Raw genomic sequence first — 24,998 nt, 5'->3', positions numbered from 1 at the left:
TTCAGCGGGCCCGAGTCGGGTTAGCGTCCGCCCATGGCAGCCTCGCACACCGCGCACACCGCGCACATCTCGCAGCCCCCGTCGGCCTTCGATCCCTGGAACCCGGAGTTCGTGGCGAATCCGTACCCCGCGTACGCGGAGCTGCGCGAGCGTGGTCGGGTGGTCCACTACGAGCCCACCGACCAGTGGCTGGTCCCGCACCACGCGGATGTGTCGGCGCTGCTGCGGGACCGGCGTCTGGGCCGGACGTACCAGCACCGTTTCACGCACGAGGACTTCGGGCGGACGGCGCCTCCGCCCGAGCACGAGCCGTTCCATGTGCTCAACGACCACGGGATGCTGGACCTGGAGCCGCCGGACCACACGCGGATCCGACGGCTGGTCTCCAAGGCGTTCACCCCGCGCACGGTCGAGCGGCTGCGGCCGTATGTGGACCGGCTGGCGAACGAGCTGGTCGACGGCCTGGTGGCGGCGGGCGGCGGTGATCTGCTCACGGATGTCGCCGAGCCGCTCCCGGTGGCGGTGATCGCCGAGATGCTGGGCATCCCGGAGTCCGACCGGGCGCCGCTGCGGCCGTGGTCGGCGGACATCTGCGGCATGTACGAGCTGAACCCTTCCGAGGAGACGGCGACGAAGGCGGTCCGGGCGTCCGTGGAGTTCACCGCGTACCTCCGCGAGCTGATCGCGAGGCGGCGCGAGGAACCGGGCGAGGACCTGATCTCGGGCCTCATCGCGGCGCACGACGAGGGCGACCGGCTCACCGAGCAGGAGATGATCTCCACCTGTGTGCTGCTGCTGAACGCGGGGCACGAGGCGACGGTGAACGCCACGGTGAACGGCTGGTGGGCGCTGCTCCGCCACCCCGACCAGCTGGCCGCCCTGCGCGCCGACCGCTCGCTGGTCCCCACGGCCGTGGAGGAGCTGATGCGTTACGACACCCCGCTCCAGCTCTTCGAGCGCTGGGTTCTCGACGAGATCGAGATCGACGGTACGACCGTCCCGCGCGGTGCGGAGATCGCCCTGCTCTTCGGGTCCGCCAACCATGACCCCGAGGTGTTCAAGGCTCCGGAGCGGCTGGATCTCTCCCGCGCCGACAACCCCCACATCTCCTTCAGCGCGGGCATCCACTACTGCATCGGGGCGCCGCTGGCCCGTATGGAACTGTCCGCCTCCCTGGCCGCGTTGCTGGACCGCGCCCCCACGCTCCACCTCGCCGCGGAGCCGACCCGCAAGCCGAACTTCGTGATCCGCGGTCTTGAGGGGCTCAGCGTCGCGCTCTGACCCGTCGGCCGAGGGCCCAGAGCCCCAGGGCGGCGGCCGTCCCACCGAGGACCAGGAGGGGCAGCTCGGCGTAGAGCACGCTCCAGTCGGGTCCCTGCTCGAACCGGCTGAACCGTTGACGGAAGCCGACGGTCCAGACCGCCAGCCCCGCTCCCGAGCCGACGACGGCGATCAGACATCCGCCGGCGGCCTGCATCCGTTGTCCCATGTCCGTCATGGACGTCGGTGGGGCGGCCCGGGGTTCCCGGACCGCCCCACCACGCACATGTGCCCACCGTCAGGTGTTCACGTCCAGCGTCAGGTGCTCATGTCCCGCCGCCGCAACGCCGCAAGGCCCGTGGCCGTCAGGGTCAGCGCGATCGCCGTGAGGATCAGTACCGGCGGCCACGCCATGTCACCGCCGGGCAGCTTGGGGAGGTGGCCGAAGGGGGAGAGGTCCATGGCGCCCTGGGGCACGTTCAGGGCGGGGCCGATCCAGCCCAGGAGGAGGGCGAGTCCGGCGGCCCCCCAGGCGCCGGGCGCGAGGCGGGGGGAGACACCGTAGAGCAGGACCGCCAGGCCGCCCAGCGTCCAGACGGCCGGGATCTGGACGAGGCAGGCCCCGAGGACGGCCCCGAGCTCATGGCCGTACCCCAGTCCGAGACCGAGTCCCCCCAGCACCATGATCAGCACCGTCCCGCCGAAGGCGACGACCAGATGACCGGCCGCCCACCGCAGCCGCCCCACCGCGTTCGCCAGCACCGGTTCCGCGCGCTGCGAGGTCTCCTCACCGTGCAACCGCAGCACCGACGAGACGACATACAGCGCGGCGACCATGCCGAGCATGCCGACCATCGTCGCGAGGAACGCGTCGGTGATCCCGGACTGCCCACCCATCCGCTCGATGATCCGGCGGGTCTTGTCATTGGTGCCGACCAGGTCGGACGCGCCCTTCGTGATCCCGCCGAACGCGGCCCCGGCGGCGAGGAACCCGAGGCTCCAGCCCAGCACGGCGCCCCGCTGCAGCCGCCGGGCCAGCGCACCGGCCGACCCCAGCCGCCCCTCCGCGGGCCCCGGCCGCGTCGGCAGGAAGCTCATCCCGACGTCCCGCCGCCCGGCGAGCCCGTAGGCGACCGAGCCCTGGACCACCACGGCGGCGACGAACAGCAGCAGCACCCACCACCGCTCCTGCGCGAAGGAGCGTTCGTTCTCCAGCCAGCCCAGGGGCGACACCCAGGTCAGCACGGACGAACCGTCGTTCGTCGACGAGTCCCCCGCCGCCCGCAGGACGAACGCCGCACCGAGCAGCCCGCCCGTCAGCCCCTTCGCGAGCCGCGCGCTCTCGGTCAGCTGGGCGACGATCGCCGCCAGGGTGGCGAAGACCAGGCCGGCGCCTCCGACCCCGAGCCCCAGCGCCACCGCGCCCGCCGAGCCCCGGCCGGCCAGCCCGCCCGCGATGAGCAGCGCGAGGACGCCGTTGGCGACGAGGGCCGCCAGCAGCGCCGCCGTCAGCGGGGCCCGGCGCCCCACCATCGCCGACGAGAGGAGTTCCTGCCGCCCGCTCTCCTCCTCCTCGCGGGTGTGCCGTACGACGACGAGCAGGCTCATGATCCCGGCGAACAGACCGGCGTAGCCGCCGATGCGCCAGGCGGTGAGTCCGCCGAGCGAGTCGTCGAACACCGGCCCGTACGTGGCGCGCAGCGAGCTGCTGGTGAGCATCTGGCGGGCGATGTCGGCGCGTTCGGCGGGGGTGCTGTAGATGGTGTTCAGGGAGTTCGGCATGGAGAGGACCATCAGCCCGATCACGCCGACCCAGAGCGGTGTCATCAGCCGGTCGCGGCGCAGGAAGAACCGCAACAGCGTGCCGGTTCCGGCGAGTCGACGGGAGCCCCCGGCCCGTACCCCGCTCCGTGCCCCGCCCCGTACGGCAGAGGTCGCGGCGGTCATCGCGCCACCGCCCCTTCGCCGTTCGTGGGGACGTCGTCCTGGTAGTGCCGCAGGAAGAGTTCCTCCAGGGTCGGCGGCGTCGAGGTCAGCGACCGTACGCCCGACTCGGTGAGGGAGCGCAGTACGGCGTCGATCTTGTCGGTGTCGACCTGGAGTTTGACCCGGTGGCCCTGGACGTCGACGTCGTGCACGCCGGGCAGGTGGGCCAGTCCGTTCGGCGGGCCCGCGAGTTCGGCGGTGACGCTGGTACGGGTGAGGTGGCGCAGGTCGGCGAGCGTGCCGCTCTCGACGGTCCGGCCCTTGCGGATGATGCTGACGCGGTCGCACAGCTCCTCCACCTCGCTGAGGATGTGCGAGGAGAGCAGGACGGTCCGGCCCCGGTCGCGCTCCTCCTCGACGCACCGCTGGAAGACCTCCTCCATCAGCGGGTCGAGGCCGGAGGTCGGCTCGTCCAGGATCAGCAGGTCGACGTCGGAGGCGAAGGCGGCGACGAGGGCGACCTTCTGCCGGTTGCCCTTGGAGTAGGTGCGCCCCTTCTTGGTGGGGTCGAGCTCGAACCGTTCGACCAGCTCGGCGCGCCGCGTCCGGTCGAGCCCGCCGCGCAGCCTTCCGTACAGGTCGATGACCTCGCCGCCGGAGAGGTTGCGCCACAGGGTCACATCACCGGGCACGTAGGCGACCCGGCGGTGCAGTTCCACCGCGTCCGCCCAGGGGTCCCCGCCCAGCAGTTGTGCCGCGCCCGCGTCGGCGCGCAGCAGGCCCAGCAGGACCCGGATGGCGGTGGATTTCCCGGCGCCGTTGGGGCCGAGGAAGCCGTGCACCTCACCGGCTTCGACGTCCAGGTCGAGGCCGTCCAGCGCGTGGGTGCGGCCGAACGACTTGTGCAGTCCGGAGACGGTGATTGCCTTGGTCGTGCCTTTGGTCGTGCCCTTCGTCATGCTTCAGAACCTACGCTACTTTCACAAAGTTGTGAAGTTAAGGAAATATATAAACCCCGGATACACTTGAGGCCGGTGCGCGGGCGGGGGAGAGGGCAGGGGAGATGATCGAGCGATGACCGAACCCATCGGGGCGGCGCGGGACGCGCAGGCGGTCTCCAAGTTCGTCGAGAGCTTCGCGGCACAGCTCGTCGAGGCCGGGATGCAGCGGATGCCGGCCCGGGTCTTCGGGGCGCTGCTCGCCTCCGACACCGGCACCCTGACCTCCGCCGAACTCGGTGAGCGGCTGCGGATCAGCCCCGCCGCCGTCTCCGGCGCCGTGCGCTACCTCGCTCAGCAGCACATGGTCTCGCGCGAGCGCGAACCGGGTTCCCGCCGCGAGCGCTATCGCGTGCACAGCAACCAGTGGTACGAGGCGCTCACCAACCGCGAGGCGGTCCTCAAGCGCTGGGAGTACGCCCTGCGCGAGGGTGTCGAGAGCCTGGGTCGCGAAACCCCCGCGGGCCGCCGTCTCGCCGAGACCCTCGCCTTCTTCGAGTTCGTCGACGGCGAGATCGCCGAGATGATGGAGCGCTGGCGGGTGCACCGGGAGAAGGTGTTCGGCGACGGGTGAGGCGCCGCCTCGGGGCCGGGGCGGACGCGCGGAGTGGGGAACCGCGGGACCGCCGTGGCCGGTCGCGCGGTTCCCCGCGCCCCTCGCGGGGCGCCGCCGTCACCGTTCCTTGGTCTCCTCCAGCACCGTCCGCCCGAGCAGCGCGTACCGCTGCGGCGCCCGGCGCTTGAGATACGTCGCGTACGCCACGCCGCCCACCGCGATCAGGGCGACGATCCAGGGGGTCGCCTTCAGCACCAGGGAGCCGGACTCGGTACCGGCCGCGGCGCCCATGTTGGACACCAGCAGGACGACCACGCCGAGCATGGCGAGGCCGCCGATCAGCGGGGCGGTGAAGGTCCTGAACCAGTGCCTGCTCTCCGGGTGGTTCCTGCGGAAGTACGCCAGCACCGCGAAGGAGCACACCGCCTGCACCACCAGGATGGCCATCGTGCCGAGGATCGCGAGCAGGACGTAGGTGCCGGTGTACGGGTCCTTGCCGGCGATCCAGAACGCGCCGATCAGGACGGCGCTGACGACCGTCTGGACGAGGCCCGCGATGTGCGGGGAGCCGTGCTCGGGGTGGGTGCGGCCGATGGTCCGCTGGAGCGACGGCAGTACGCCCTCACGGCCCAGCGCGTACATGTAGCGGGCGGCGCAGTTGTGGAAGGCCATGCCGCAGGCCAGCGAGCCGGTGATCATCAGCCACTGCATGACGTCGACGGCCCAGTGGCCGACGTAGTGCTCGGTGGGGTTGAAGAACAGGGCGAGCGGGTTCGCGGAGGACGCGGCCTGTACGGCCTCCGTCTCGCCGTTGCCGATGATGGCCATCCAGGAGACGAAGACGTAGAAGACGCCGACGCCCAGGACGGAGATCATGGTCGCCTTGGGGATGATCTTCTTCGGGTCGCGGGACTCCTCGCCGTACATCGCGGTCGACTCGAAGCCGACCCACGACCAGAAGGCGAAGAAGAGGCCGAGCCCGGCGCTGGTGCCCTTGAAGGCGTTGACCGGGTTGACCGGGCCGAAGGTGAAGCCGTGCGGGCCGCCGCCGTGCAGGGCGACGGAGATCGCCATCGCGGCGAGGACGGTGACCTCGGTGGCGAGCAGGACGACCAGCAGCTTCTCGGCGACGGACACCCCGAACCAGGTACCCGTGGCGTTGACGGCGAGCATCAGGATCGCGAACGCCCACCACGGCACGTCCAGTCCCGTCTGGTCCTTGAGGGTGCCGGTGGCGAAGGTCGAGAAGATGCCGATCAGGGCCGGTTCGAAGACGACGTACGCGAAGGTCGCCAGGAGTCCCGAGGCGAGCCCGGCGGTGCGGCCGAGACCGTACGAGATGAAGCCGTAGAACGCGCCGGTGGAGGTGATGTGCTTCGCCATCGAGGTGAAGCCGACCGCAAAGATTGCCAGGACGACCATTGCGACGAGATAGCTCGCCGGGGCGCCGATGCCGTTGCCCGCGGAGACCATGAAGGGCACATTGCCGGTCATGGCGGTGATCGGCGCGGCGGTGGCGACGGCCATGAAGACCACGCCGAGCAGGCCGATCGCGTTCGGCTTGAGCCGGTGAACAGTCCCGCCGGAGGTCTCCGGCGCACCCGCCGACTCAGGGACCACGCCCTCTTGCACTGCCATCGAGTGGCCCCTTCCCGTGGTTGCTCGCCGTCCGCACCCTGGGTGCGGACGGAGTGGATTACGGACCGGAATGCTGCATGAGAAATGAGTCCTGTCACCGGTCCGGGCGTTAAATATGTGTCACCAGACCATTAGAGGTCCGGGTGGAGCGAACGTCCTTGTTAACTCTCCGCCGGATCGTGGACCGTGCCCGGCGCCCCTCCGTACGGTCCCGGACATGAGCACCTACACCGCCACCCTCGGCGGCCGGACGCACTCCTTCGCCGGTCTCGCGCGGCTGCTCGCCGCCGCGAGCCCCGAGCGGTCCGGCGACCGACTCGCCGGGCTCGCCGCCGAGTCGGCGCAGGCGCGCGTCGCCGCGCGCTGGGCGCTGGCCGAGGTCCCGCTCACGCGGTTCCTCGCCGAACCGGTGATCCCCTACGAGGACGACGACGTGACCCGGCTCATCATGGACGGCCATGACGCCGTCGCCTTTGCACCGGTGGCGGGACTGACGGTCGGGGAGTTCCGCGAGTGGCTGCTGTCCGCCGCGGCGGACGCGACGGCGCTCGCCGCCCTGGCCCCCGGTCTGACACCGGAGATGGTGGCCGCGGTCTCCAAACTGATGGGCAACGCGGACCTGGTGGCGGTCGCCCGCAAGGTGCGGGTGGTCACCGCCTTCCGCTCCACGATCGGCCTCCCGGGCCGCCTGGCCACCCGCCTCCAGCCCAACCACCCCACCGACGACCCCGCGGGCGTGGCGGCGGCCCTGCTGGACGGACTGCTCCTCGGCTCCGGCGACGCGGTGATCGGCATCAACCCGGCCACGGACAGTCCCCAGGCGGTACGGGACCTGCTGGACCTCCTGGACGGAGTGATCGACCGCTACTCCATCCCCACCCAGTCCTGCGTCCTGTGCCATGTCACCACCAGCGTCGACCTGATGGAACGCGGCGCCCCCGTGGACCTCGTCTTCCAGTCCATCGCCGGTACGCAGGCCGCGAACGCGTCGTTCGGCGTCACGCTGGGACTCCTGGACGAGGCGTACGAGGCGGTGCGCTCGCTGGCCCGGGGCACGGTCGGCTCCAACGCCCTGTACTTCGAGACGGGGCAGGGCAGCGCGCTGTCCGCCGACGCGCACCACGGGGTGGACCAGCAGACGGTGGAGGCACGGGCGTACGCGGTCGCCCGCCGCTACGACCCGCTGCTCGTGAACACGGTGGTCGGCTTCATCGGTCCCGAGTACCTCTACGACGGCCGCCAGATCCTCCGCGCCGCCCTGGAGGACCACTTCTGCGGCAAACTCCTCGGCCTGCCCATGGGCCTCGACATCTGCTACACCAACCACGCCGACGCCGATGACGACGACATCGCCACGATGCTCACGATGCTGGGCGTCGCCGGCGCCTCCTTCGTGATCTGCACCCCCGGCGGCGACGACATCATGCTCAACTACCAATCCGCCTCGTACCACGACGCGTTGTACCTGCGCGAGGTGCTCGGGCTGCGCCCGGCGCCGGAGTTCGAGGCGTGGCTGGAGCGGAGCGGACTCCTGGACGACGGGGGCGGGATACGGGATGTGGCCGGTACGGGGCATCCGCTGACGGCGATCGGGCGAGGGCTGGCGGCATGACGGAACGTCAACTTGCAGTGGTGAAAGGCGAGTCACCCGCCACGCCGGCCGCAACCCCGCCGGCAGACCCGGACAGCGCGCTCTGGGACTCCCTGCGGCGGCACACCCAGGCCCGGATCGGACTCGGGCGGGCCGGTTCGGCGCTGCCCACCCGACACCGGCTCGAACTGCAGGCGGCGCACGCCGCCGCGCGGGACGCGGTGCACTCGCCGTTCGACCCGGACGTGGTGGCGTCCGCGCTGACGGATGTGCCGACGATACGGGTGCGCAGCGCCGCCCCCGACCGGCTCACCTACCTTCAGCGCCCCGATCTCGGCCGCACACTCCACGACCTGGACCGTGCGCATCTGCCCCGCGACGGCTGGGACGTGGTGTTCGTGGTCGCCGACGGGCTGTCGAGCCGGGCGGTGCACGAGCACGCGGCGGCGGTGGTGCGCGCGACGACGGAACGGCTTCCCTCCGACTGGCGCATCGCCCCGGTCGTGCTCGCCGAGCAGGCCAGGGTGGCTCTAGGCGACGATGTCGCGCATGCGCTGGGGGCCGGCATGGCCGTCGTCCTCATCGGGGAGCGGCCCGGGATGTCCGCCGCGGACTCGCTGGGCGCGTACCTGACGTACGCACCGCGCCCCGGCCACACCACGGACGCGGACCGCAACTGCCTCTCCAACATCCGGCCGCCGCTCGGCCTGTCCCATGCCGTGGCGGCCACGAAGTTGGCCGCGCTGATGCGCAGGGCCCGGCAACTGGGCCGCACCGGCGTGGCCCTGAAGGACGAATCGGCCCCGACACTGTGAGTGGGGGCTGGTCGCGCAGTTCCCCGCGCCCCTGAAAGCCTTGGGCGCAGGCCCGCGCCACTCAGCCCGTCCGGCGTTTGAGGACGAGGCCGTTCAGGCCGATGCGGGGGTCTGGGGGCGGCAGCCCCCAGGGGTGGGACGGGTAGGGGCGGCGGGGGCGAGGAACGCCCGGCTCAGCACGGGAGTGTGAGGCCCCAGCCCCCCTCCCGAACCGTCCACGTCCGCGACCGCACCGGCCCCGACACCACCGAATCCGCCCGATACCGAAAGTCCGCCCCGGACACGGTCACCCGCCGCCCCACCACCCGCAACGCCGTAGCCTCCGCCCCCACCGAAACCGGCCGGACCTCCACCACCGCGCCCCCGGACACCCCAGGCGTCACGAACACCCCCTCCACCGGCTGATCCAGATCGACCAGGGTGACCCCGTCGACCTCGACCCGCAGTCGCGACGGCACGGACCGGGTCCGGGACCGGGCACGGAACCGCGCCCCGGACCCGGACTCGACCCGGGGCTCGCCCCCGGCTCCGGCCCCGGGCACGGAGGCCGCCCGCGCCGGCCGCGCCGCGAGCGTCCGCACCAGCGACTGACAGGTCCGGAGCCACGCATGCCCGCCGAGCCCGGCGACACCACCCCCGAGACCCCCGAGGCCCGCCACCGCGGCCCCTTCGGCGACCGACCCGTCGGAAACCCCCACCGGCGGTATTCGCAACGTCCCCAACACCACCCCGTCGCTCTCGTCGACGAGCAGGTCGAGCCGCCGCTCGACCCCGTCGAGCACGGCCCGCGCCGCGGCCACCGCCCCGACGGGCACCCCGAGCGTCCGCGCCAGCGACAGCACACCGCCCACCGGCACCAACGACACCCCGCACACGGCCAACTCCCGCTGCCGGTGCAAAAGGGACACAGCGCGCAACAACGCCCGATCGTCGCCCACCACGACCGGCCGCCGGGACCCTCTGCGGGCCAGCGCCCGGGCAAATTCCTCGGGTCCTTCCGGCAGGCACACCTTCGTCGCCGCACCCGCGCTGAGCACGTCTTTCGCGATCCGTACAGACTCGCCGTCCGTCCGGCGGGCGACCGGGTCGATGACCACCAGGAGCTGGTCGGAAGCCGCCACCTCGGTCATGCCTCGCTTCCTCGGGTAGCATCTTTGTGCAAGAGCCCCTTGCGCTATTGCGCCAGGGGCTTCGTCTATTCCGGGGCATCCGGTCCGACGGTCGCGGCCAATGGAGGTCGCCGGCGTACGCAGCCGTAGCGAAATCCAGCCGCGTACGTCCCCGACCTTGGACATGCCCCGCCCGGAAGGGGTGTACGCCTGTGCCCGCACTTGTGCTGCTCGGTGCTCAGTGGGGTGACGAAGGCAAGGGAAAGGCCACCGACCTGCTCGGTGGATCCGTGGACTATGTGGTGCGCTACCAGGGCGGCAACAACGCCGGCCACACGGTAGTCGTGGGCGATCAGAAGTACGCCCTCCACCTCCTCCCTTCCGGAATCCTCACGCCTGAGTGCACTCCGGTGATCGGCAACGGAGTCGTCGTCGACCCGTCGGTCCTGTTCTCCGAGCTGAACGGACTGAACGAGCGCGGTGTCGACACCTCCAAGCTCCTGATCAGCGGAAACGCTCACATCATCACGCCGTACAACGTTACCGTCGACAAGGTGACGGAACGCTTCCTCGGGAAGCGGAAGATCGGCACCACCGGGCGCGGCATCGGGCCGACGTACGCGGACAAGATCAATCGCGTCGGCATCCGCATCCAGGACCTCTACGACGAGTCGATCCTGACCCAGAAGGTCGAGGCGGCTCTGGAGGTCAAGAACCAGCTGCTCACCAAGTTGTACAACCGCCGCGCCATCGAGGCCGGCCAGGTCGTCGAGGAGCTGCTGGGCTACGCGGACCGGCTGAAGCCGTACGTCGCGGACACGGTCCTGATCCTGAACCAGGCGCTGGAGCAGAACAAGGTCGTGCTCTTCGAGGGCGGCCAGGGCACGCTGCTGGACATCGACCACGGCACCTACCCCTTCGTGACGTCGTCGAACCCGACCGCCGGCGGCGCCTGCACCGGCGCGGGCGTCGGCCCGACGAAGATCAGCCGGGTCATCGGCATCCTCAAGGCGTACACGACCCGCGTCGGTTCGGGCCCGTTCCCGACCGAGCTCTTCGACGAGGACGGCGACGCGCTGCGCCGCATCGGTGGCGAGCGCGGTGTCACCACCGGCCGTGACCGGCGCTGTGGCTGGTTCGACGCGGTCATCGCCCGCTACGCGACCCGCGTGAACGGTCTGACCGACTTCTTCCTCACCAAGCTGGACGTCCTGACCGGCTGGGAGGAGATCCCGGTCTGCGTGGCGTACGAGATCGACGGCAAGCGCGTCGAGGAACTCCCGTACTCCCAGACCGACTTCCACCACGCGAAGCCGGTCTACGAGAACCTCCCCGGCTGGTCCGAGGACATCACCAAGGCGAAGTCCTTCGCCGACCTCCCGACGAACGCCCAGGCGTACGTCAGGGCCCTGGAGGACATGTCCGGCGCCCCGATCTCCGCGATCGGCGTCGGCCCGGGCCGCGACGAGACGATCGAGATCAACTCGTTCGTCTGATCCGTCGATGGCGGCGGCTGACCTGGTGTGAGGTGCCGGCCGCCGCCATCGCGCACCCGGCGACGTGGCCGGGACGGTGTGACTAGTCTGTCCGCCATGAAGGAGACAGGATGCTGCTGAGATTCAGGGTGGCGAACGTCCGATCCCTGCGTAACGAGCAGGAACTGTCATTCGTCGCACCGGAGGCTGCCGAGGGAGACCGTCCAGCGGTGGCCCGCGAGGTGGTGCTCTCTGACGGCCGGCGGCTCTCCGTCCACACCGTTCTCGGTATCTTCGGCGCCAACGCGTCCGGCAAGTCCAACGTGGTCACAGCACTGAAGAACATGCGCCACGCGGTCCTGCGTTCCTACGCCGACTGGACCTCCTACGACGGCATCCCCCGCGACGAGTTCGCCCTGGACCCGAAGGCAGCGTCCGAGACGACGTTGTACGAGGCGGACTTCGTCCTCGATGACGGAGTCCGCTGGACGTACGGCTTCGAGCTGGGACAGCGGAGAGTCGAAGCGGAATGGCTCTACGCCTATCCCAAGGGCCGCCGCCAAGTGTGGTTCGAACGGGACGCCAGCCATGAGAAGGACTTCGACTTCCCCGGCGACCGACTGCACGACCGCACCCGTTTGGCTCGTACCACCCGTCAGGACGCCCTTCTGCTGACCCGCGCCGCCAACGACGGGCACGACCAGCTCACCCCTGTCTTCGACTGGTTCAAGAACAACCTCTGGGACGTCACCCCCGAGACCGAGCGCGCCCAGCGCGAGGACTACACGGCGATGCGGCTGCTGCGGAGCAAGGACTTCCGGCAGCGTACCGAGGAGCTGCTGCGCGTGGCCGATCTGGGGATTGCCGACCTCGAGGTCGAGCAGTCGTCGTCCGGACGGCCTCTCGTACGCCTCGTTCACTCGGGCAGCGGTGAGCGGGTGACGCTGGACTGGGCTTCGGAGTCATGGGGGACCCGCTCCTGGTTCGCCTTGATCGGCCCGTTGCTCCTCGCTCTCGATACCGGTGCCGTACTGCTGGTCGACGAACTCGACGCCAGCCTGCACTCGCGTTTCGCGGCGGAAGTCGTACGTCTCTTCCAGGCCCCCTGGGTGAACCCGAAGGGCGCTCAGCTGGTCTTCACCGGGCATGATCCGTCGCTCCTACGGACGCCGGGCGGTGGACGGCTTCTGGAGCCGGGGCAGATCTGGCTCACCGAGAAGGACGAGCGGGGCGCCACCGAGCTGTCGTCGGTCGCTGAGTGGGAGCCGACGGAGGATGAGGACTTGATGGCCTCGTATCTCGCGGGTTCCTTCGGGGCGGTGCCGAAGGTGTCGGAGGGGCAGATCGGGCGGCGGCTGCTGCGGACGGACGAGACGGCACGGATGGAGGCGGAAGGGGTCTGATGGCGAGGCCAAAGGGAGGGGACGGTCTCACCCCCAAGAAGAGCGGCACGAAGGGGCGCGCCCACCGGGATCGTCAGGTGTACGTCTTCACCGAGGGCGAGGTCACCGAACCCGAGTACATCGACATCATTGTCAAGAACGGCGTTCTTGACAGGCCTGACCGCAAAGTCCAGCACCACATCGGGAACCCGAACGCGGAGGGGAAGCACCGCAAGCCCTACCGGATGGTGCAGGACGCCGTCCGTACGCTGCGTAAGGTCGAGCGGGAGGCCAAGGCTGCGGGGCTTAAGCCGTACCGGGTCACCGGCGGGGTCGAGGAGGGGGACTGGAACTGGCCCCAGGTATGGGTGCTCTTCGACCGCGACGACCACCGGAGCATCCCGGACGCCCTGCGCCTGGCGGAGAAGGAAGGGGTCCGGGTTGCGTACTCCCACCCCTGCTTCGAACTGTGGCGGCTGCTGCACTACACCAACTACACGAGCACGTTCGGCGGGGTCTGCGGCGACGCCAACAGCCGCCTGCGGTCGCGTGACGGATTCGCGGCCACGTACGGGCGCGGCGTCCGCACTGTTTCCGAGCAGCAGTCGAAGCACATGCGCGAGGAACAGGTGCTGAGCGCCGACGGACACCGCTACGAAGTCGCCAAGAGGTACGCGGAGAAGATCAACAACGGTCACTCCTCGACCAATCCACATGACTGGGACCCGTACACGGACGTTTGGCGTTTTGTGGAAAAGGGGCTACTGCTCAGCGGCTACTAGGCTGCGTCGACGTACGCCGCTCATCGCCCGGCGGTACTCAGCCTGCCTCTTGTTGCCTCTCGTCCGTATCCGACCACCATCAGGGAGCCCGTACGTGGCCAAGCTCACGCTCGATCAACTGGAGCGCCACCTCTTCGCGGCGGCCGACATCCTGCGCGGAACCATGGACGCCGCCGAGTACCGAGACTTCCTGCTGGTGCTGCTCTTTCTCAAGCGGGCGAACGACGAGTTCGAGGCCGCACGCGACCGCGTCATCGCCGAGGAGATGGCCTCGGGCGCCACGCGCGAGGAAGCCGAGGAGGAGGCCGACGAGCCGGCTCGTTACACGGCCCGCCGGATCATGTACGTCCCGGAAGAGGCACGCTGGGGGCGGCTGGCCGGTGCGGTGGACGACGTGGCGACGAAGGCTCTACAGCCGGCGCTCGACGAGTTGGAGGGGCAGAAGGGCAACGAGCGGCTGCGCGGCCTGTTCGGGCATGTGAACTTCAACCGGATCGGCGGGGGCGGCGGTACCGGCACCTCGGCGGCCAAGCTGGCCGACAAGCGGCTCGCCGCGCTCATCGGCCACTTTGGCAGTCTGCGGCTGCGCGGTGAGGACTTCGAGTTCCCCGACGTCATCGGTGCCGCGTACGAGTACCTGCTGAAGGACTTCGCCGACACGGCGGGAGCCAAGGGCGGCGAGTTCTACACCCCCCGCGCGGTGGTCCGAATGATGGTGGAGCTGGCGCGCCCCGCGGCCGGTCACCGCGTCTACGACCCGTGCGTCGGCTCCGGCGGCATGCTGATCCACGCCAAGGAGTACATCGAGGAGCACGGCGGCGACACCGAGGACCTCGCCCTGGCCGGGCAGGACGCAAACAACGGCTCCTGGGTCATGGCCACCATGAACATGCTGTTCCACGGCGCCAGCGACTTCGACCTGAAGACCGGCGACACCCTGACGACCCCGCTGCACCTCGACAAGTCGTACGACGTAGTACTCAGCAACCCGCCCTTCTCCATGGATTACAAAGCGGACGAGGTTGCCGACCTCGAAGACCGCATGCCGTACGGCCACACGTCCGAGAAGGGCAAGGCCGACCTGATGTTCCTCCAGCACATGCTGCACATGGTGGAGGGACGCGGCGGTTCCGTCTTCACGGTCATGCCCCACGGTGTCCTGTTCCGCGGCGGCGCGGAGGGCGACATCCGGGCCCGGCTGATCGAGGACGACCTACTGGAAGCGGTGATCGGCCTTCCGCCGAACCTCTTCTACGGAACGGGCATCCCGGCGTGCGTCCTGGTCCTGCGGGCGCGGGGCAGGAAGCGGGCGGTCGCGGACGACAACCGGCTCGACAAGGTCCTCTTCATCAACGCGGACCGCGAGTTCCACGCCGAGCGGGCGCAGAACGTCCTGCTGCCGGAGCACGTGGAGAAGATCGTCTCCACCTTCCACACCAAAGCGGGCACGGACGTGCCCCGCTTCGCGCGTTGGGTGAACCGGGAGGAACTGCGTAAGAACGCCTACAACCTCAACATCCGCCGGTACGTGGACAACACGCCGCCGCCCGAGCCGCAGGACGTACGCGCGCACCTGACGGGTGGGGTGCCGAGGGCGGAGATCGAGGCGGACGAGAAGGCGAGGCTGCTCAGGTCGTACGAGGTCAAGGTCACGGACCTGTTCGCGGAACGCCCGGTGGTTGGCGACGAGGAGGCTTCTGTCTACCTGGACTTCCTGCCTGAGGACCGGCGCCCGGACGCTGACCGGCTGACTGCGCTGGCCGAGAGCCGGGAGCAGGAACTCTGGCAGACGTTCGACAAGTGGTGGACGACGGAGACGGAGCAGATCGCGGGGCTCGCACCCTACGAGGGCGACGACCGCACGGGGTTCGAGAAGCGCGCCCATCTTGCCCGACTGCGCGCGGACTTGATCATCTCCTTCCCTGAACTGCTGCTGGGTGTGGGCCTGTTGGACCGGTACGCCCTGGCGGGAGCGGTCGCCGGATGGTGGCAGGACGCCCGGAACGAGCTCAAGGCCTTGGCCGGCAACGGCTTCAAGGGCGTTGTCGAAGGCTGGGTGGACACCGTCGAGACGATGCTGGAACCGGAGCCGAACCCGTGGACGGGCGGTGCGCGCAAGCGCTCGGGCGCGGAGCGCCGTACGGCGTACGCGCACAAGGTGGTCGCCCTGATCGCGCCCCGCTTCCTGGAGAAGCTGGCAGCGGCGGACGCGCTCAAGGCGAAGCTGGACGCGAAGGTGAAGGCGGCGGAGGAGGCGGAGGCGGCGCGGGCCGCCATGGCGGCGGGTGTGATGACGGAGGACGGTGAGTCCTCCGAGTCCTCCGAGGGCACTGCCCTCGACCCGGCGGTTGCGGAGGCACTGCTCAGCGAGGCGGACCTGAAGAAGCTCAAGCGCGAGCGCACGGCGGCCGGCAAGGCGGTGAAGGCGCTGGAGGAGGCGTTCTATCCGTTGGAGGGGATGGGGGAGGGCGCCTCGGTTCCGGTGAAGGAGACGGAAGGGTCGAAAGCTGCGGCTGCTGGCCAGACCGCGCTGGACGTGACGGGTTCGGATGATGACGACCGGCCGACACCGGGGCTGCACGAGGCGCGGGACGCACTGGACGAGACGGGCGCCCGGGAGATCGTACTCGGCATCCTCCGGGATGACCTGGCCTCGAAGCTGGAGGGCCACGTCGTGCGCAGACGACGGGAGTTGATCGACGCGTACCTGGGCTGGGAGCGCAAGTATCTGGTGTCACTCCAGGACATCGAGGCGCGGCGCGAGGCGGCTACGGAGCGGCTGAACGGGTTCCTGAAGGAGCTGGGTTATGTCGGCTGAGCCGGATGACGTCCGCTGGGTTCCCGTTGGGGAGGTCGGCGAGGTACGGATGGGGAAGCAGCTTTCGCCGGCCAGTAGGGATGCTGGCGGTCAACTGCCCTATCTGCGGGTCGCCAACGTATTCGAAGGGCACATCGACTACAGCGACGTGAAGACCATGGGCTTCACGGATGCCGAGAGGCGAATCTACTCCCTACGTCCTGGAGACATTCTTCTCAACGAAGGCCAGGAAAGTCTGTCTAATGTTGGGCGCAGTTCGATCTATATGGGAGGCGAAGGTCTGCTTTGCTTCCAGAACACGCTGATTCGTTTTAGGCCAGGAAGCGGTGTGCTACCTGAGTACGCGCAAGCGATCTTCGTCCAGTGGCGACGCTTGGGGGTATTTGCGGGCATCGCGGAAAAGACCAGCATCTCCCACTTGGGGGGAAGCCGGTTCGCGAAGATTCCCTTCCCTCTGATTTCGCTGGTGGAGCAACGTCGAATCGTTGAGATCCTCGAAGCGATTTCCGATTCGGAGCGCACTGCTGAGGCAGAGATTTATAAGCTGCGTCCATTGCGGGAGGCTTTTCTCGCAGAGCTGGTAGTCCATGATCGCGTTCCGTTGGACGATTTCATCTTGTCAGGCCCGCAGAACGGGTTGTATAAGCCCGCCGAGTCGTATGGGCAGACCGGATTTCCGATCGTCCGCATCAACAGCTTCTCTGGCGGGCCGTCGGACTTCACGCGCGACCTCTTGCGCGTCGATGTCTCACCCGCCGAAGCTCTCCGCTATGGGATTTCTGTTGGTGACTTGCTCATCAATCGAGTGAACGCGCCCGGGTTGGTGGGAAGATCAACCGTTGTATCTCGACTTGGTGAGCCTACGCTGTTCGAGTCGAACATTATGTGCTGCAAGATTGCGACGGATAAAATGGACCCGATGTTCCTGGAAGCATGGATGTCTACCTCGGTAGTCAAGGCGCATTTCGCGCGTCGTACAAAACCTGCGGTTTCGCAAGCGAGTATCAACCGTGCCGATGTTCATTCTTGTCCGGTCCCAAAGATTGGGATTGACGAGCAACGCAGGTTTCTTTCCCGTCTTCAGGTCATCGACGCGCGAGTCGCTGAGGCACGAGCGGAACACGCCAAGCTGCGGACCTTGAAGCAGGGCTTGGCCGATGACCTGCTCAGCGGCAAGGTCCGCCCAGTAGCCGCGCCAAGCGCGGTAGCTTGACACAAGGCGTGACGGGAGGAACTGCCCAATGCCTGTCCGAAAGCCCCCAACCGCCCGCCAGCGACGGCTCGGGGTCGAGCTTCGGCGGATGCGTGAGCATGTCGGGCTCTCGCTCACCGAGGCCGCCGTGCTGCACCGGGTGGACAAGACCGCGATCAGTAACACCGAGTCCGCTCGGTTCGGAGTGAGCCGTGACCGTGTGCGTGTGTGGGCGGCCAACTATGCGTGTCCTGACCAGGCTTATGTGGACGCGCTGGCGGCGATGGCCGGTGAGCGGGTCGGTTCGGACTGGTGGGACGAGTACCGGGACGCCATCGCCTCGTTCATGCTGGACCTCGCGGAGTTGGAGTACCGTGCCCTCGGTCTGCGGCACGTCCAGATCACGCACCTTCCCGGACTGCTGCAGCACGAGGGCTACGCCCGTGCCGTCTTCGGAGAGGCCGTACCCCCACTGACACCTGAAGCTCTGGAGCTCCAAGTGAACTTCCGGATGCGTCGCCGTGCGTTGCTGGGCCGGTCCGATCCGCCGGAGACCTCCTTTCTCCTCCATGAGGCGGCGCTGCGCATGGTGTTCGGTGACCGAGCTGTCGTGCGACGGCAGTTGGAGCACATGCTGGAGGAGTCCGAACGCCCGTCGGTGGCCCTCCGCGTCATTCCTTTCTCCGCAGGTGGATTTCCGAGCGCGGGCAGTTCGACGATGTACGTGAGCGGTCCTGCGCGACAGCTCGACACTGTGCAGATTGACGTCCCCTACGGTGTCACCTTCCTCGATTCCGAGACCCATCTCGCGAACTACCGTGCCGTACTTGATCGTATGGAGCAGCGGTCTCTGGAGCCCCGGCGTTCGCGGGACTTTATTCGCAAGGTGCTCCAAGAGCTGTGAAGGTGTGAGAGCAGTGCAGATAACGTGGCGTAAGTCGTCGTTCTCCGAGCAGTCCGGCAACTGCCTTGAACTGGCGATGGTCGACGGTCACGTGCTGGCCAGGGAGAGTGACGAACCCGGCGTGATCGTCAGGGTGACCCCCGGTGCGCTTGAGGCGTTTCTGGCCGGAGTCAAGATGCGGGCTTCGGTGGGCCGGCGTGAGTGACCGGGCGCCGATCCTCTTCTCGTAACTCCGGTGTACGTGAGAGACCTCAGTCGTGGCATATGCCAATCACGTCTCATTCGGCATAAATGTTGATGCGGCAGCACTGTTGAGGCTAGCCTTCAACTCCGGGCAGTAGTCGATCCGTTACTGCCCGGATGTGCAGCGCCCCGGCGGTGTCTTCAGCACCCCGGGGCATGGCCAACGCCAAGTAGGAGCGTCAGCATGTCCAACCGTATCCCGCCCGGACTTGGGCGAACACTCGTGCAGTTCATCGGCCTGGTCCTCGTGTGCCTCCGGCGCGCGCTCACCTCCGACGCCGATGCCGTGCCTGCCTTGGTGCCCGCTCCGAGCGGCCCCGCACCCCGCCCCGCCGTTCTCCCCGCGTCCGCCGAGCAACCAGCCCCGTACGTCCCCGGCTGGGGCGTCAGTGCACCCCCGCGCCCGCACCTGGGCGGCGCCCATCACACTCCCACCCCCCGAGTCCGCCCCTACCTCCGCGTACACGAGCAGCGCGCCCGCCGTACCGCGCTCGTCCTCGCGCTCGACGGGATCGACGTCGGGCCCCGGGTGATCCACGGTCACCGCGTCGGCAGCGCGGTGGGCGCCTCGGCGGGGGTGGCTGCCTGATGAGTGCGCCGCGCAACACGCAGACGCAGGTGAGCCGCGTACCCAGCAGGCCGGTGCGCCGTGAGGACGACGGGGCCTTCGCCATCGACCTCTGGCTGCGCCGGGAGGGAGCCTTCGACTCCGACGTCGCGCTGCGCCTCACGCCAGCCGAGGCCGAGGTGCTGCACGCCCAGCTCTGTTACGCGCTCGACGACGAGACCGCCGCTGTGGTCGTCCCCGAGGCGAGCCTCCCCGACTGCCGGAAGAGTGCTCTGACGAGACGGCGTCGCTGATCCGCGCCGAGGGCGTACCGGCATCGGTTCTCCGGGCTGCGCACGGATGAGGCGTGGTGGGCCCGGGGAGCCGATGCCGGCTGGGGGAACGGTCGGGACCAGGCGTAGGACGGAGGCTCGCGCGCTACAGTCCACTTAAGCCTTGCCGACCTCTCGCCACCGAGGTCGTCCGAGCCACCGGACACAGAGGAGATGGCAACGTGAGTGCTCAGCACGCCGAACCCGGTGACGCCCCCGTGATCCCGCGCCCGGAGCGCACCCCGGCGGCCTTGCGTGCGGCTTGTGCCACCATCGCCCCCCACCTCCTCCCTGCCTATGACCAGGCCAAGGAGAAGTCCCTGGCCGCAGCACTGGAGCACGACTCGGTGAGGCCCGTCCACGCCTACCTCGCGCATTGGGCCGCCCTGATCGAGATCGAGCGGCATCCCGAAACCGCCAAGGCGTACCGCCGCGCCGAATACCTCGCCCATATCGCGACCACTCCGGACGAGGCGCGCGACCATCTCACTACCGCGAGCAGCATCTACCGCGACGCGGCCGAGGCGGTGCGCGGCGCGTGAGCTGGAAGTGGGAGTACGTCCCGGATGAGGAGACGGTGGCTGCCGGGGCGCCACCCATGTTTCTCGCCGAGGTCGAGAAGGCGGCCGACGAACTCGCCAGAGCCGCCGAAGTCCTTTATCTCCACGGGCCCGGGTACCAGGATGCCGACGAGGGAGCGAAACACGCGTTCGTGAACGGCGGCTTCTTCGTCTACATGATCACGCCGCGCTCGGAACTCGTCTCCATCTGGCAGATCACACTCGATCCCGACCCGCGTGTCTGATCCCCTTCTGCCTGCCGGTCGAGTGCCGCGTGCACCGCAGGGGAAGTGAACCCCGCGCAGCCGCCTGCGCCGCGCACTCCCCACCAGTGGTGCGGCGGCCGACCGCACACAGCGGGCGGTTCGCTCATACCCGTGCGTCGACCTGACACGGTCCGAGTACCGTCGAGAGCGCAGCGCACCCCTACCACCGAATTGGCAGCACGACCGTGACTGCGCTGCCTGCGGAGCCGTGTGCCGGCGACCCGCTGATTCTCATGCTTGACAAGACTCCGGCAGCCCTCCGCGTCGCCGTAACTCGCCTCGACCCCACAAACGCTCTCCCGCGGTTCGACAAGCATGGGGAGGAAGCCACTCGGGAGGCCCGCGACACATTCACCCTGACCCCATGCCGCGCCTTCCTCGAACACTGGTTTGTGTGGGCCGCTGTCCATTGCCTCCCCGCTGTGGCGGCCCGTCGGGCCGAGTGCGAACGGATCGTCGCCACCTCCGACGACCGCGCAGATCGCCGTGCCGCCGCTGCCGAGATCGGCCGCATCCCGGCCACTGCGCAGGAGAGCCCCAGGTGAGTGACCGCCGTGCGCCGGGAACACGACCGTGACCGGAAGACTCGGCGGATGCATTGCGGAGATAGGGAAGATCCATGCCGACCGTGCACCGCACCCCATCTCGGTGCGGGGGCAGCGCCCCCGCCAGTCGGCTCAGACTGTTTCCGCCAGTCGGCGTTCGAGGCTGTCGCGCATCGTCGTCGCTCGTGGGTCGTCGAAGCCGGTCAGGAGCCGCAGTGCCTCTGCCCAGTTCCGGCGAGCTGCCTCGGGGGCCTCGTGGAGCAGGGCCGAGCCCAGGCCGTCGAGGGCCAGGGCCTCGTGCCAGGCGTCGCCGAGTTCGTGGTGGGTGGTGGCGGCCTGACGGTGGAAGTCGGCCGCCTCCGTGGGGCGGTCGAGCCGACGGTAGACTTCGCCCGTATGGTGCCAGGCGAACGCCTGTTTGCTGCGGTCTCCGAGGTGGAGCTGTAGCGTGGCGGATCGCTGGTAGGAGATCAGGGCCTCGGCGAACCGGCCGCCCGCCTGCTGGGCGTCCCCGAGAGTGAGCAGCCAGTAGGCCTCCAGGCGGAGGTTGCGAAGACCGAGGGCGATGTCGACTGCCGCCTGGGCTGAGGTCAGGGACTCCTCGATGTCGCCCTGTTCACGCTGGAGTCCGCTCAGTAGGCGCAGGACGTTGCCCTCGCCTCGTCTGTTGTTCAGGGCGCGGTGTGCTGTCAGCGCCTGCTCGACGACTGTCGCGGCCTCCGCAAGGCCCTCTCTGTCAGCCTTGGGTGAGACATCCCGTTCTGCGGGGTTAGCCTGAGAGGGCACGACAGGAGAACCGTCCCTTATGCCCAGCACAGAGCCCGTCGGGTCCGACCCGGCGCCGAGGCCGAAGCGCCGCACTTTCACCTCGGAGTACAAACTGCGGATCGTCGCCGAGTACGACGCCGCGCCCAGGAACGAGAAGGGTGCGGTCCTGCGCCGGGAACGGCTCTACCACTCGCATGTCAAGGAGTGGCGGACCGCCCGGGATGCCGGGGCCATGGAAAACCTGGTCGACCGCCGGACCAGCCCGGCCCGCGCGAAGAAGTCTGCCGCGGAGGTGGAGAACGAGAAGCTGCGGCAGCAGGTGGAGCGGTTGCAGAAGGACCTGGCCCGGAACAAGGCCGCGCTCGAGGTGATGGGAAAAGCTTCCGCGCTCTTGGACATGATCTCCGAGAGCGCGGACTGAAGCCTGCCGCCGCCCCTGTCGTGGACGAAGCGTTCACCAGCGTCGAGGCTCAGCTGGGCGTCACAGCCGCCTGCCGGCTGACCGGCCGCTCCCGCGCCACGCACTACCGCCGGCTCCGGCCCCCGCCGCCACGCAGAGCACGTGCCCCGCAGGTGCAGCCGTCGGCCCTGACGGCCGAAGAGCGGGCTGCGGTCCTGGAGTTGATGAACGGCGACGAGTACGCCGAGCTGGCGCCCGCACAGATCTGGGCCCGCGAGCTGGATGCCGGGCGCTATCACTGCTCCGTCTCGACGATGTACCGGATCCTGCGCGAGCAGGATCAGTCCGGGGAGCGCCGACGGCAGGCCACCCATCCCGCCAAGGCGGTGCCCGAGCTGGTCGCCACAGGGCCCTCGCAGGTGTTCACCTGGGACATCACCAAGGCAGCCGGACCGGTCAAGGGCGTCTGGTATCACGCCTACGTGATCATCGACATCTTCAGTCGATACATCGTCGGGCACACCGTCGAGCGGGCCGAATCGGCGGTGCGGGCCGAGGAGTTGATCCGCGAGACCATCGCCCGCAACGGCATCGTGCCTCAGACCGTGCACGCCGACCGCGGCACCTCGATGACGTCGAAGAAGGTCTCCCAGCTGCTGATCGATCTGGGCGTGACGCGGTCGCACTCGCGGCCGAAGGTCTCCAACGACAACCCCTACAGCGAGGCCCAGTTCAAGACCACGAAGTACATGTCGGACTACCCCGAACGGTTCGATTCGCTGGCCCACGCCCGCGAGTGGTTCGACGCGTTCATCGCGTATTACAACCACGAGCACCGGCACTCGGGCATCGGCTGGCACACCCCCGCCTCCGTCCACTTCGGAACCGCCGAGGAGGTCCGCGACCAGCGCGCGGTCACCCTCGCCGAGGCATACACCCACCACCCCGAACGCTTCGGCCGCCGCCCCCGACCACCCGAGATACCCCAGACGGCCTGGATCAACGACCCGGCCAAGCGCAGGAAACCCGCACCACAAACCTCATAGCGTCACGACCGTCTCACTGGACTTGAAATCTTCCGAGGCGTCCGGCTCGGTAGTGGGTGGTCGCGAGGTTGGACAGCGCGGTGGCGGCCCAGTGGGCCGCGCCTTGCTCCTGGAAGACGGTGATGGCCTGCTCGAAGTGGTGTGCAGCGGTGCCCAGTTGCCTGCCATGGAGGTGGTTCAGTCCGATCAGGTTGCGTGAGTGGGCGGTATTGAGGTGGTCGCCCAGATCACCCCAGATCTCCAGAGCGTTCCGGTGGCATTCGAGGCTCTCGGCCAGATCGTTGACCCGTGAGCAGGCCATACCGAGGTCCGTGAGCAGGAGACCCTCCGCGGTTCGATCGCCGGACCGGCCTGCCGCTTCCAGCCCGATACGGCTCACGCCCAGCCAGTCGGCGCCTGCGGCGGACGGGAACTGCGCGTGCCACAGGACGGCACACAGCTGCCAGGCGAGCCGGTCGTCCTCGGCGGTAGCCGCGGCGCGGACCGCTTGCAGGAGGTTGGTGTGTTCACGCTCGGCCCAGTCCACTGCCGTGTCGTAGTCGGGAAAGGATAAGGGGTGTACATCATCCGGTGGCGATGCGAGAGTCAGGCGGTCCTCTTCAGGGCTGATCCAGCTCTGCGCCGCGTCGGCGGTGTGGAGATACCACTCCAGAACGCGGCGCATCGCGGTTCTCCGCTTCTCCGGAGGCTCCTCGTGCTGTGCCTGGTCCATGGAGTAGGCGCGTAGCAAGTCGTGAAACTGGTAGCGGTCCGGGGCGGTCTGTTCCAGCAGGTGAGCGCCGACCAAGGAGTCCAGCAGCTGGCGGGCCCGGATCGTCGTCACACCGGTGAGGGCCGATGCGGCGGCCAGGCTGAACTCGGGGCCGGGATGCAGGCCCAGTAGACGGAAGAGCCAGGCAGCGTCGTCGGGCAGGGCGCGATAGGACCAGGCGAAGACGGTGCGGACCGCTTCGGCTTCGTCGTCGTCGCCGGTACTCAAGGCGTCCCACAGGGCGGATTCGTCACGCAGATCGGCCGTCAGGTCGTGCAGCCGCATGTGGGGATGGCTGGCGGCCCGTTCGGCGGCGATGCGCAGGGCCAGGGGCAGCCGCGCGCAGAGTTGGGCCAGTTCGGCGAGTTGCTGTTCGTCGTCCTGTGGCCGGTAGCCGGCGGTCACGGCCCGCAGCAGGGCGATGGCCTCGCGCTCGGGCAGCGTTCCCAGGGTGAGTCGGCGTGCTCCGTCCCGGACGGCGAGGCCGGACAACCGGCTGCGGCTGGTGACGACGACAAGCGAGCTCGCACTTCCGGGTAACAGCGGACGGACCTGGGCCACCGTGGCCGCGTTGTCGAGGACGACCAGTATCCGGCGGTCGGCAAGGAGCGAGCGGTACAGCGCCGCTGCGGCGTCGAGGTCCTGTGGTACGGATTGCGCGCGGACCCCCAAAGAGGTCAGGAGACGGTGCAGAGCCTCCTGGGCGGTGACCGGCTGCCCTGGGTCGTACCCGCGTAGATTGACATAGAGCTGCCCTTCGGGAAAGCGGTCGCGGACCTGGTGGGCCCAGCGCAGCGCGAGTGAGGTTTTCCCGGCGCCGGCAGTGCCGGCGATCACGTACACCGAGACGACGAGTGGACCGTCGCTGTCGCCCGTCAGCACCGCGTTGAGCTGGTCGAGCTCCTCGGTCCGGTTGACGAAACCGCGTACGTCGGCGGGCAGTTGCCGTGGCGTGGGGGTCGCGGAACTGCTGCGGTCCGGCGTCATCGCCTGTTCGTGGAAATGGATTCCCCCTGTGATGTCCCTGGCCTGTACAACGTCGCGGGATGACGTCCCCGACACTTCGGAGTGCGTGCTGCCGGGGCGCTTGTCGT

Annotated in this window: 25 protein-coding genes; 18 read left to right on the top strand and 7 right to left on the bottom strand. The window is 68.9% G+C overall.

Annotation, left to right across the window (positions count from 1 at the left end):
- Window positions 1-33 precede the first annotated feature (33 nt).
- A complete protein-coding gene (locus RV986_RS24570) occupies window positions 34-1,281 on the top strand; it encodes a cytochrome P450 (RefSeq protein WP_475919462.1) in 1,248 nt (415 codons plus the stop codon).
- Here RV986_RS24570 and RV986_RS24565 read toward each other — a convergent pair.
- The 3 genes from RV986_RS24565 to RV986_RS24555 all read right to left on the bottom strand — a co-directional run bounded on the left by RV986_RS24565 (window position 1,265) and on the right by RV986_RS24555 (window position 4,145).
- A complete protein-coding gene (locus tag RV986_RS24565) occupies window positions 1,265-1,498 on the bottom strand; it encodes a hypothetical protein (protein ID WP_475919461.1) in 234 nt (77 codons plus the stop codon). The genes RV986_RS24570 and RV986_RS24565 overlap by 17 nt on opposite strands.
- A gap of 80 nt (window positions 1,499-1,578) precedes the next feature.
- Window positions 1,579-3,207, bottom strand: coding sequence for an ABC transporter permease (locus RV986_RS24560; RefSeq protein WP_475919460.1), 1,629 nt, complete (start codon window positions 3,205-3,207; stop codon window positions 1,579-1,581).
- The gene (locus RV986_RS24555) at window positions 3,204-4,145 is read right to left on the bottom strand and encodes an ABC transporter ATP-binding protein (protein WP_475919459.1); all 942 of its coding nucleotides are present in this window, start codon (window positions 4,143-4,145) and stop codon (window positions 3,204-3,206) included. Before RV986_RS24555 ends, RV986_RS24560 begins: the two co-directional genes overlap by 4 nt.
- A gap of 115 nt (window positions 4,146-4,260) precedes the next feature.
- Between RV986_RS24555 and RV986_RS24550 the strand changes: the two genes are divergently transcribed.
- The gene (locus RV986_RS24550) at window positions 4,261-4,758 is read left to right on the top strand and encodes a GbsR/MarR family transcriptional regulator (protein ID WP_475919458.1); all 498 of its coding nucleotides are present in this window, start codon (window positions 4,261-4,263) and stop codon (window positions 4,756-4,758) included.
- 99 nt (window positions 4,759-4,857) lie between these two features.
- Here the strand turns inward: RV986_RS24550 and RV986_RS24545 are convergent, their stop codons facing one another.
- Complete coding sequence (locus RV986_RS24545) at window positions 4,858-6,378, bottom strand: APC family permease (protein ID WP_475919457.1); 1,521 nt, start codon at window positions 6,376-6,378, stop codon at window positions 4,858-4,860.
- A 217-nt stretch (window positions 6,379-6,595) separates the two neighbouring features.
- On the opposite strand from RV986_RS24545, the gene eutB reads away from it, so the two are divergent.
- On the top strand, window positions 6,596-7,990 hold the full coding sequence (gene eutB, locus RV986_RS24540; protein ID WP_475919456.1) for an ethanolamine ammonia-lyase subunit EutB: 1,395 nt from the start codon (window positions 6,596-6,598) through the stop codon (window positions 7,988-7,990).
- Entirely contained in the window at window positions 7,987-8,784 is a 798-nt protein-coding gene (eutC, locus tag RV986_RS24535; protein ID WP_475919455.1) for an ethanolamine ammonia-lyase subunit EutC, read from the top strand. The genes eutB and eutC overlap by 4 nt, the downstream gene beginning before the upstream one ends.
- Before the next feature lie 173 nt (window positions 8,785-8,957).
- On the opposite strand, the gene RV986_RS24530 is transcribed toward eutC, so the two are convergent.
- Complete coding sequence (locus tag RV986_RS24530; RefSeq protein WP_475919454.1) at window positions 8,958-9,914, bottom strand: diacylglycerol kinase; 957 nt, start codon at window positions 9,912-9,914, stop codon at window positions 8,958-8,960.
- Between the two features lie 191 nt (window positions 9,915-10,105).
- On the opposite strand from RV986_RS24530, the gene RV986_RS24525 reads away from it, so the two are divergent.
- The 12 genes from RV986_RS24525 to RV986_RS24470 all read left to right on the top strand — a co-directional run bounded on the left by RV986_RS24525 (window position 10,106) and on the right by RV986_RS24470 (window position 20,939).
- Complete coding sequence (locus RV986_RS24525; protein WP_475919453.1) at window positions 10,106-11,389, top strand: adenylosuccinate synthase; 1,284 nt, start codon at window positions 10,106-10,108, stop codon at window positions 11,387-11,389.
- 110 nt (window positions 11,390-11,499) lie between these two features.
- Entirely contained in the window at window positions 11,500-12,771 is a 1,272-nt protein-coding gene (locus tag RV986_RS24520; RefSeq protein ID WP_475919452.1) for an AAA family ATPase, read from the top strand.
- The gene (locus tag RV986_RS24515; RefSeq protein ID WP_475919451.1) at window positions 12,771-13,532 is read left to right on the top strand and encodes an RloB family protein; all 762 of its coding nucleotides are present in this window, start codon (window positions 12,771-12,773) and stop codon (window positions 13,530-13,532) included. The genes RV986_RS24520 and RV986_RS24515 overlap by 1 nt, the downstream gene beginning before the upstream one ends.
- Window positions 13,533-13,626: 94 nt before the next feature.
- The gene (locus RV986_RS24510) at window positions 13,627-16,350 is read left to right on the top strand and encodes a type I restriction-modification system subunit M (RefSeq protein WP_475919450.1); all 2,724 of its coding nucleotides are present in this window, start codon (window positions 13,627-13,629) and stop codon (window positions 16,348-16,350) included.
- On the top strand, window positions 16,340-17,563 hold the full coding sequence (locus tag RV986_RS24505) for a restriction endonuclease subunit S (RefSeq protein WP_475919449.1): 1,224 nt from the start codon (window positions 16,340-16,342) through the stop codon (window positions 17,561-17,563). Before RV986_RS24510 ends, RV986_RS24505 begins: the two co-directional genes overlap by 11 nt.
- A 28-nt stretch (window positions 17,564-17,591) precedes the next feature.
- Window positions 17,592-18,446 carry a helix-turn-helix domain-containing protein gene (locus RV986_RS24500; protein ID WP_475919448.1) on the top strand — a complete coding sequence of 285 codons (855 nt, stop codon included), beginning with the start codon at window positions 17,592-17,594 and terminating at the stop codon, window positions 18,444-18,446.
- A 13-nt stretch (window positions 18,447-18,459) separates the two neighbouring features.
- Window positions 18,460-18,651 carry a DUF397 domain-containing protein gene (locus RV986_RS24495; RefSeq protein WP_475919447.1) on the top strand — a complete coding sequence of 64 codons (192 nt, stop codon included), beginning with the start codon at window positions 18,460-18,462 and terminating at the stop codon, window positions 18,649-18,651.
- A 222-nt stretch (window positions 18,652-18,873) separates the two neighbouring features.
- Complete coding sequence (locus RV986_RS24490; RefSeq protein ID WP_475919446.1) at window positions 18,874-19,278, top strand: hypothetical protein; 405 nt, start codon at window positions 18,874-18,876, stop codon at window positions 19,276-19,278.
- Complete coding sequence (locus RV986_RS24485) at window positions 19,278-19,550, top strand: hypothetical protein (protein ID WP_475919445.1); 273 nt, start codon at window positions 19,278-19,280, stop codon at window positions 19,548-19,550. Before RV986_RS24490 ends, RV986_RS24485 begins: the two co-directional genes overlap by 1 nt.
- 200 nt (window positions 19,551-19,750) lie before the next feature.
- Entirely contained in the window at window positions 19,751-20,110 is a 360-nt protein-coding gene (locus RV986_RS24480) for a hypothetical protein (protein WP_475919444.1), read from the top strand.
- Window positions 20,107-20,373, top strand: a complete 267-nt coding sequence (locus RV986_RS24475; RefSeq protein ID WP_475919443.1) for a hypothetical protein — start codon at window positions 20,107-20,109, stop codon at window positions 20,371-20,373. Before RV986_RS24480 ends, RV986_RS24475 begins: the two co-directional genes overlap by 4 nt.
- Before the next feature lie 254 nt (window positions 20,374-20,627).
- Window positions 20,628-20,939: a DUF6247 family protein gene (locus RV986_RS24470; protein WP_475924410.1), complete on the top strand. Its 312-nt coding sequence runs from the start codon at window positions 20,628-20,630 to the stop codon at window positions 20,937-20,939.
- A 132-nt stretch (window positions 20,940-21,071) separates the two neighbouring features.
- Here the strand turns inward: RV986_RS24470 and RV986_RS24465 are convergent, their stop codons facing one another.
- Complete coding sequence (locus RV986_RS24465; RefSeq protein WP_475919442.1) at window positions 21,072-21,725, bottom strand: tetratricopeptide repeat protein; 654 nt, start codon at window positions 21,723-21,725, stop codon at window positions 21,072-21,074.
- A gap of 19 nt (window positions 21,726-21,744) precedes the next feature.
- Between RV986_RS24465 and RV986_RS24460 the strand changes: the two genes are divergently transcribed.
- Together RV986_RS24460 and RV986_RS24455 are read left to right on the top strand one after the other, a co-directional pair.
- On the top strand, window positions 21,745-22,128 hold the full coding sequence (locus RV986_RS24460) for a transposase (protein WP_475916209.1): 384 nt from the start codon (window positions 21,745-21,747) through the stop codon (window positions 22,126-22,128).
- 20 nt (window positions 22,129-22,148) lie between these two features.
- Window positions 22,149-23,153 (top strand): IS3 family transposase, encoded by a 1,005-nt coding sequence (locus RV986_RS24455; protein ID WP_475916208.1) that lies wholly within the window; start codon window positions 22,149-22,151, stop codon window positions 23,151-23,153.
- A gap of 13 nt (window positions 23,154-23,166) precedes the next feature.
- Here RV986_RS24455 and RV986_RS24450 read toward each other — a convergent pair whose 3' ends face one another.
- Window positions 23,167-24,891, bottom strand: a complete 1,725-nt coding sequence (locus RV986_RS24450; RefSeq protein WP_475919441.1) for an ATP-binding protein — start codon at window positions 24,889-24,891, stop codon at window positions 23,167-23,169.
- Between the last annotated feature and the right edge of the window lie 107 nt (window positions 24,892-24,998).

The sequence above is a fragment of the Streptomyces sp. RLA012 genome (assembly GCF_056270325.1).
The sequence above is the reverse complement of the archived record's forward strand: the minus strand, read 5'-3'. Positions and strand labels throughout refer to the sequence as shown.

What these genes read in the sequence shown, in the direction of transcription:
- RV986_RS24505 (WP_475919449.1), top strand. Translation starts at nt 16,340, where the DNA reads ATGTCGGCTGAGCCGGATGACGTCCGCTGGGTTCCCGTTGGGGAGGTC.
- RV986_RS24450 (WP_475919441.1), bottom strand. Translation starts at nt 24,891, where the DNA reads ATGACGCCGGACCGCAGCAGTTCCGCGACCCCCACGCCACGGCAACTG.
- RV986_RS24460 (WP_475916209.1), top strand. Translation starts at nt 21,745, where the DNA reads ATGCCCAGCACAGAGCCCGTCGGGTCCGACCCGGCGCCGAGGCCGAAG.
- RV986_RS24565 (WP_475919461.1), bottom strand. Translation starts at nt 1,498, where the DNA reads ATGACGGACATGGGACAACGGATGCAGGCCGCCGGCGGATGTCTGATC.
- RV986_RS24530 (WP_475919454.1), bottom strand. Translation starts at nt 9,914, where the DNA reads ATGACCGAGGTGGCGGCTTCCGACCAGCTCCTGGTGGTCATCGACCCG.
- RV986_RS24515 (WP_475919451.1), top strand. Translation starts at nt 12,771, where the DNA reads ATGGCGAGGCCAAAGGGAGGGGACGGTCTCACCCCCAAGAAGAGCGGC.
- RV986_RS24490 (WP_475919446.1), top strand. Translation starts at nt 18,874, where the DNA reads ATGTCCAACCGTATCCCGCCCGGACTTGGGCGAACACTCGTGCAGTTC.
- RV986_RS24555 (WP_475919459.1), bottom strand. Translation starts at nt 4,145, where the DNA reads ATGACGAAGGGCACGACCAAAGGCACGACCAAGGCAATCACCGTCTCC.
- eutB (WP_475919456.1), top strand. Translation starts at nt 6,596, where the DNA reads ATGAGCACCTACACCGCCACCCTCGGCGGCCGGACGCACTCCTTCGCC.
- RV986_RS24560 (WP_475919460.1), bottom strand. Translation starts at nt 3,207, where the DNA reads ATGACCGCCGCGACCTCTGCCGTACGGGGCGGGGCACGGAGCGGGGTA.
- RV986_RS24545 (WP_475919457.1), bottom strand. Translation starts at nt 6,378, where the DNA reads ATGGCAGTGCAAGAGGGCGTGGTCCCTGAGTCGGCGGGTGCGCCGGAG.
- RV986_RS24470 (WP_475924410.1), top strand. Translation starts at nt 20,628, where the DNA reads ATGCTTGACAAGACTCCGGCAGCCCTCCGCGTCGCCGTAACTCGCCTC.
- RV986_RS24485 (WP_475919445.1), top strand. Translation starts at nt 19,278, where the DNA reads ATGAGTGCGCCGCGCAACACGCAGACGCAGGTGAGCCGCGTACCCAGC.
- eutC (WP_475919455.1), top strand. Translation starts at nt 7,987, where the DNA reads ATGACGGAACGTCAACTTGCAGTGGTGAAAGGCGAGTCACCCGCCACG.
- RV986_RS24520 (WP_475919452.1), top strand. Translation starts at nt 11,500, where the DNA reads ATGCTGCTGAGATTCAGGGTGGCGAACGTCCGATCCCTGCGTAACGAG.
- RV986_RS24550 (WP_475919458.1), top strand. Translation starts at nt 4,261, where the DNA reads ATGACCGAACCCATCGGGGCGGCGCGGGACGCGCAGGCGGTCTCCAAG.
- RV986_RS24570 (WP_475919462.1), top strand. Translation starts at nt 34, where the DNA reads ATGGCAGCCTCGCACACCGCGCACACCGCGCACATCTCGCAGCCCCCG.
- RV986_RS24500 (WP_475919448.1), top strand. Translation starts at nt 17,592, where the DNA reads ATGCCTGTCCGAAAGCCCCCAACCGCCCGCCAGCGACGGCTCGGGGTC.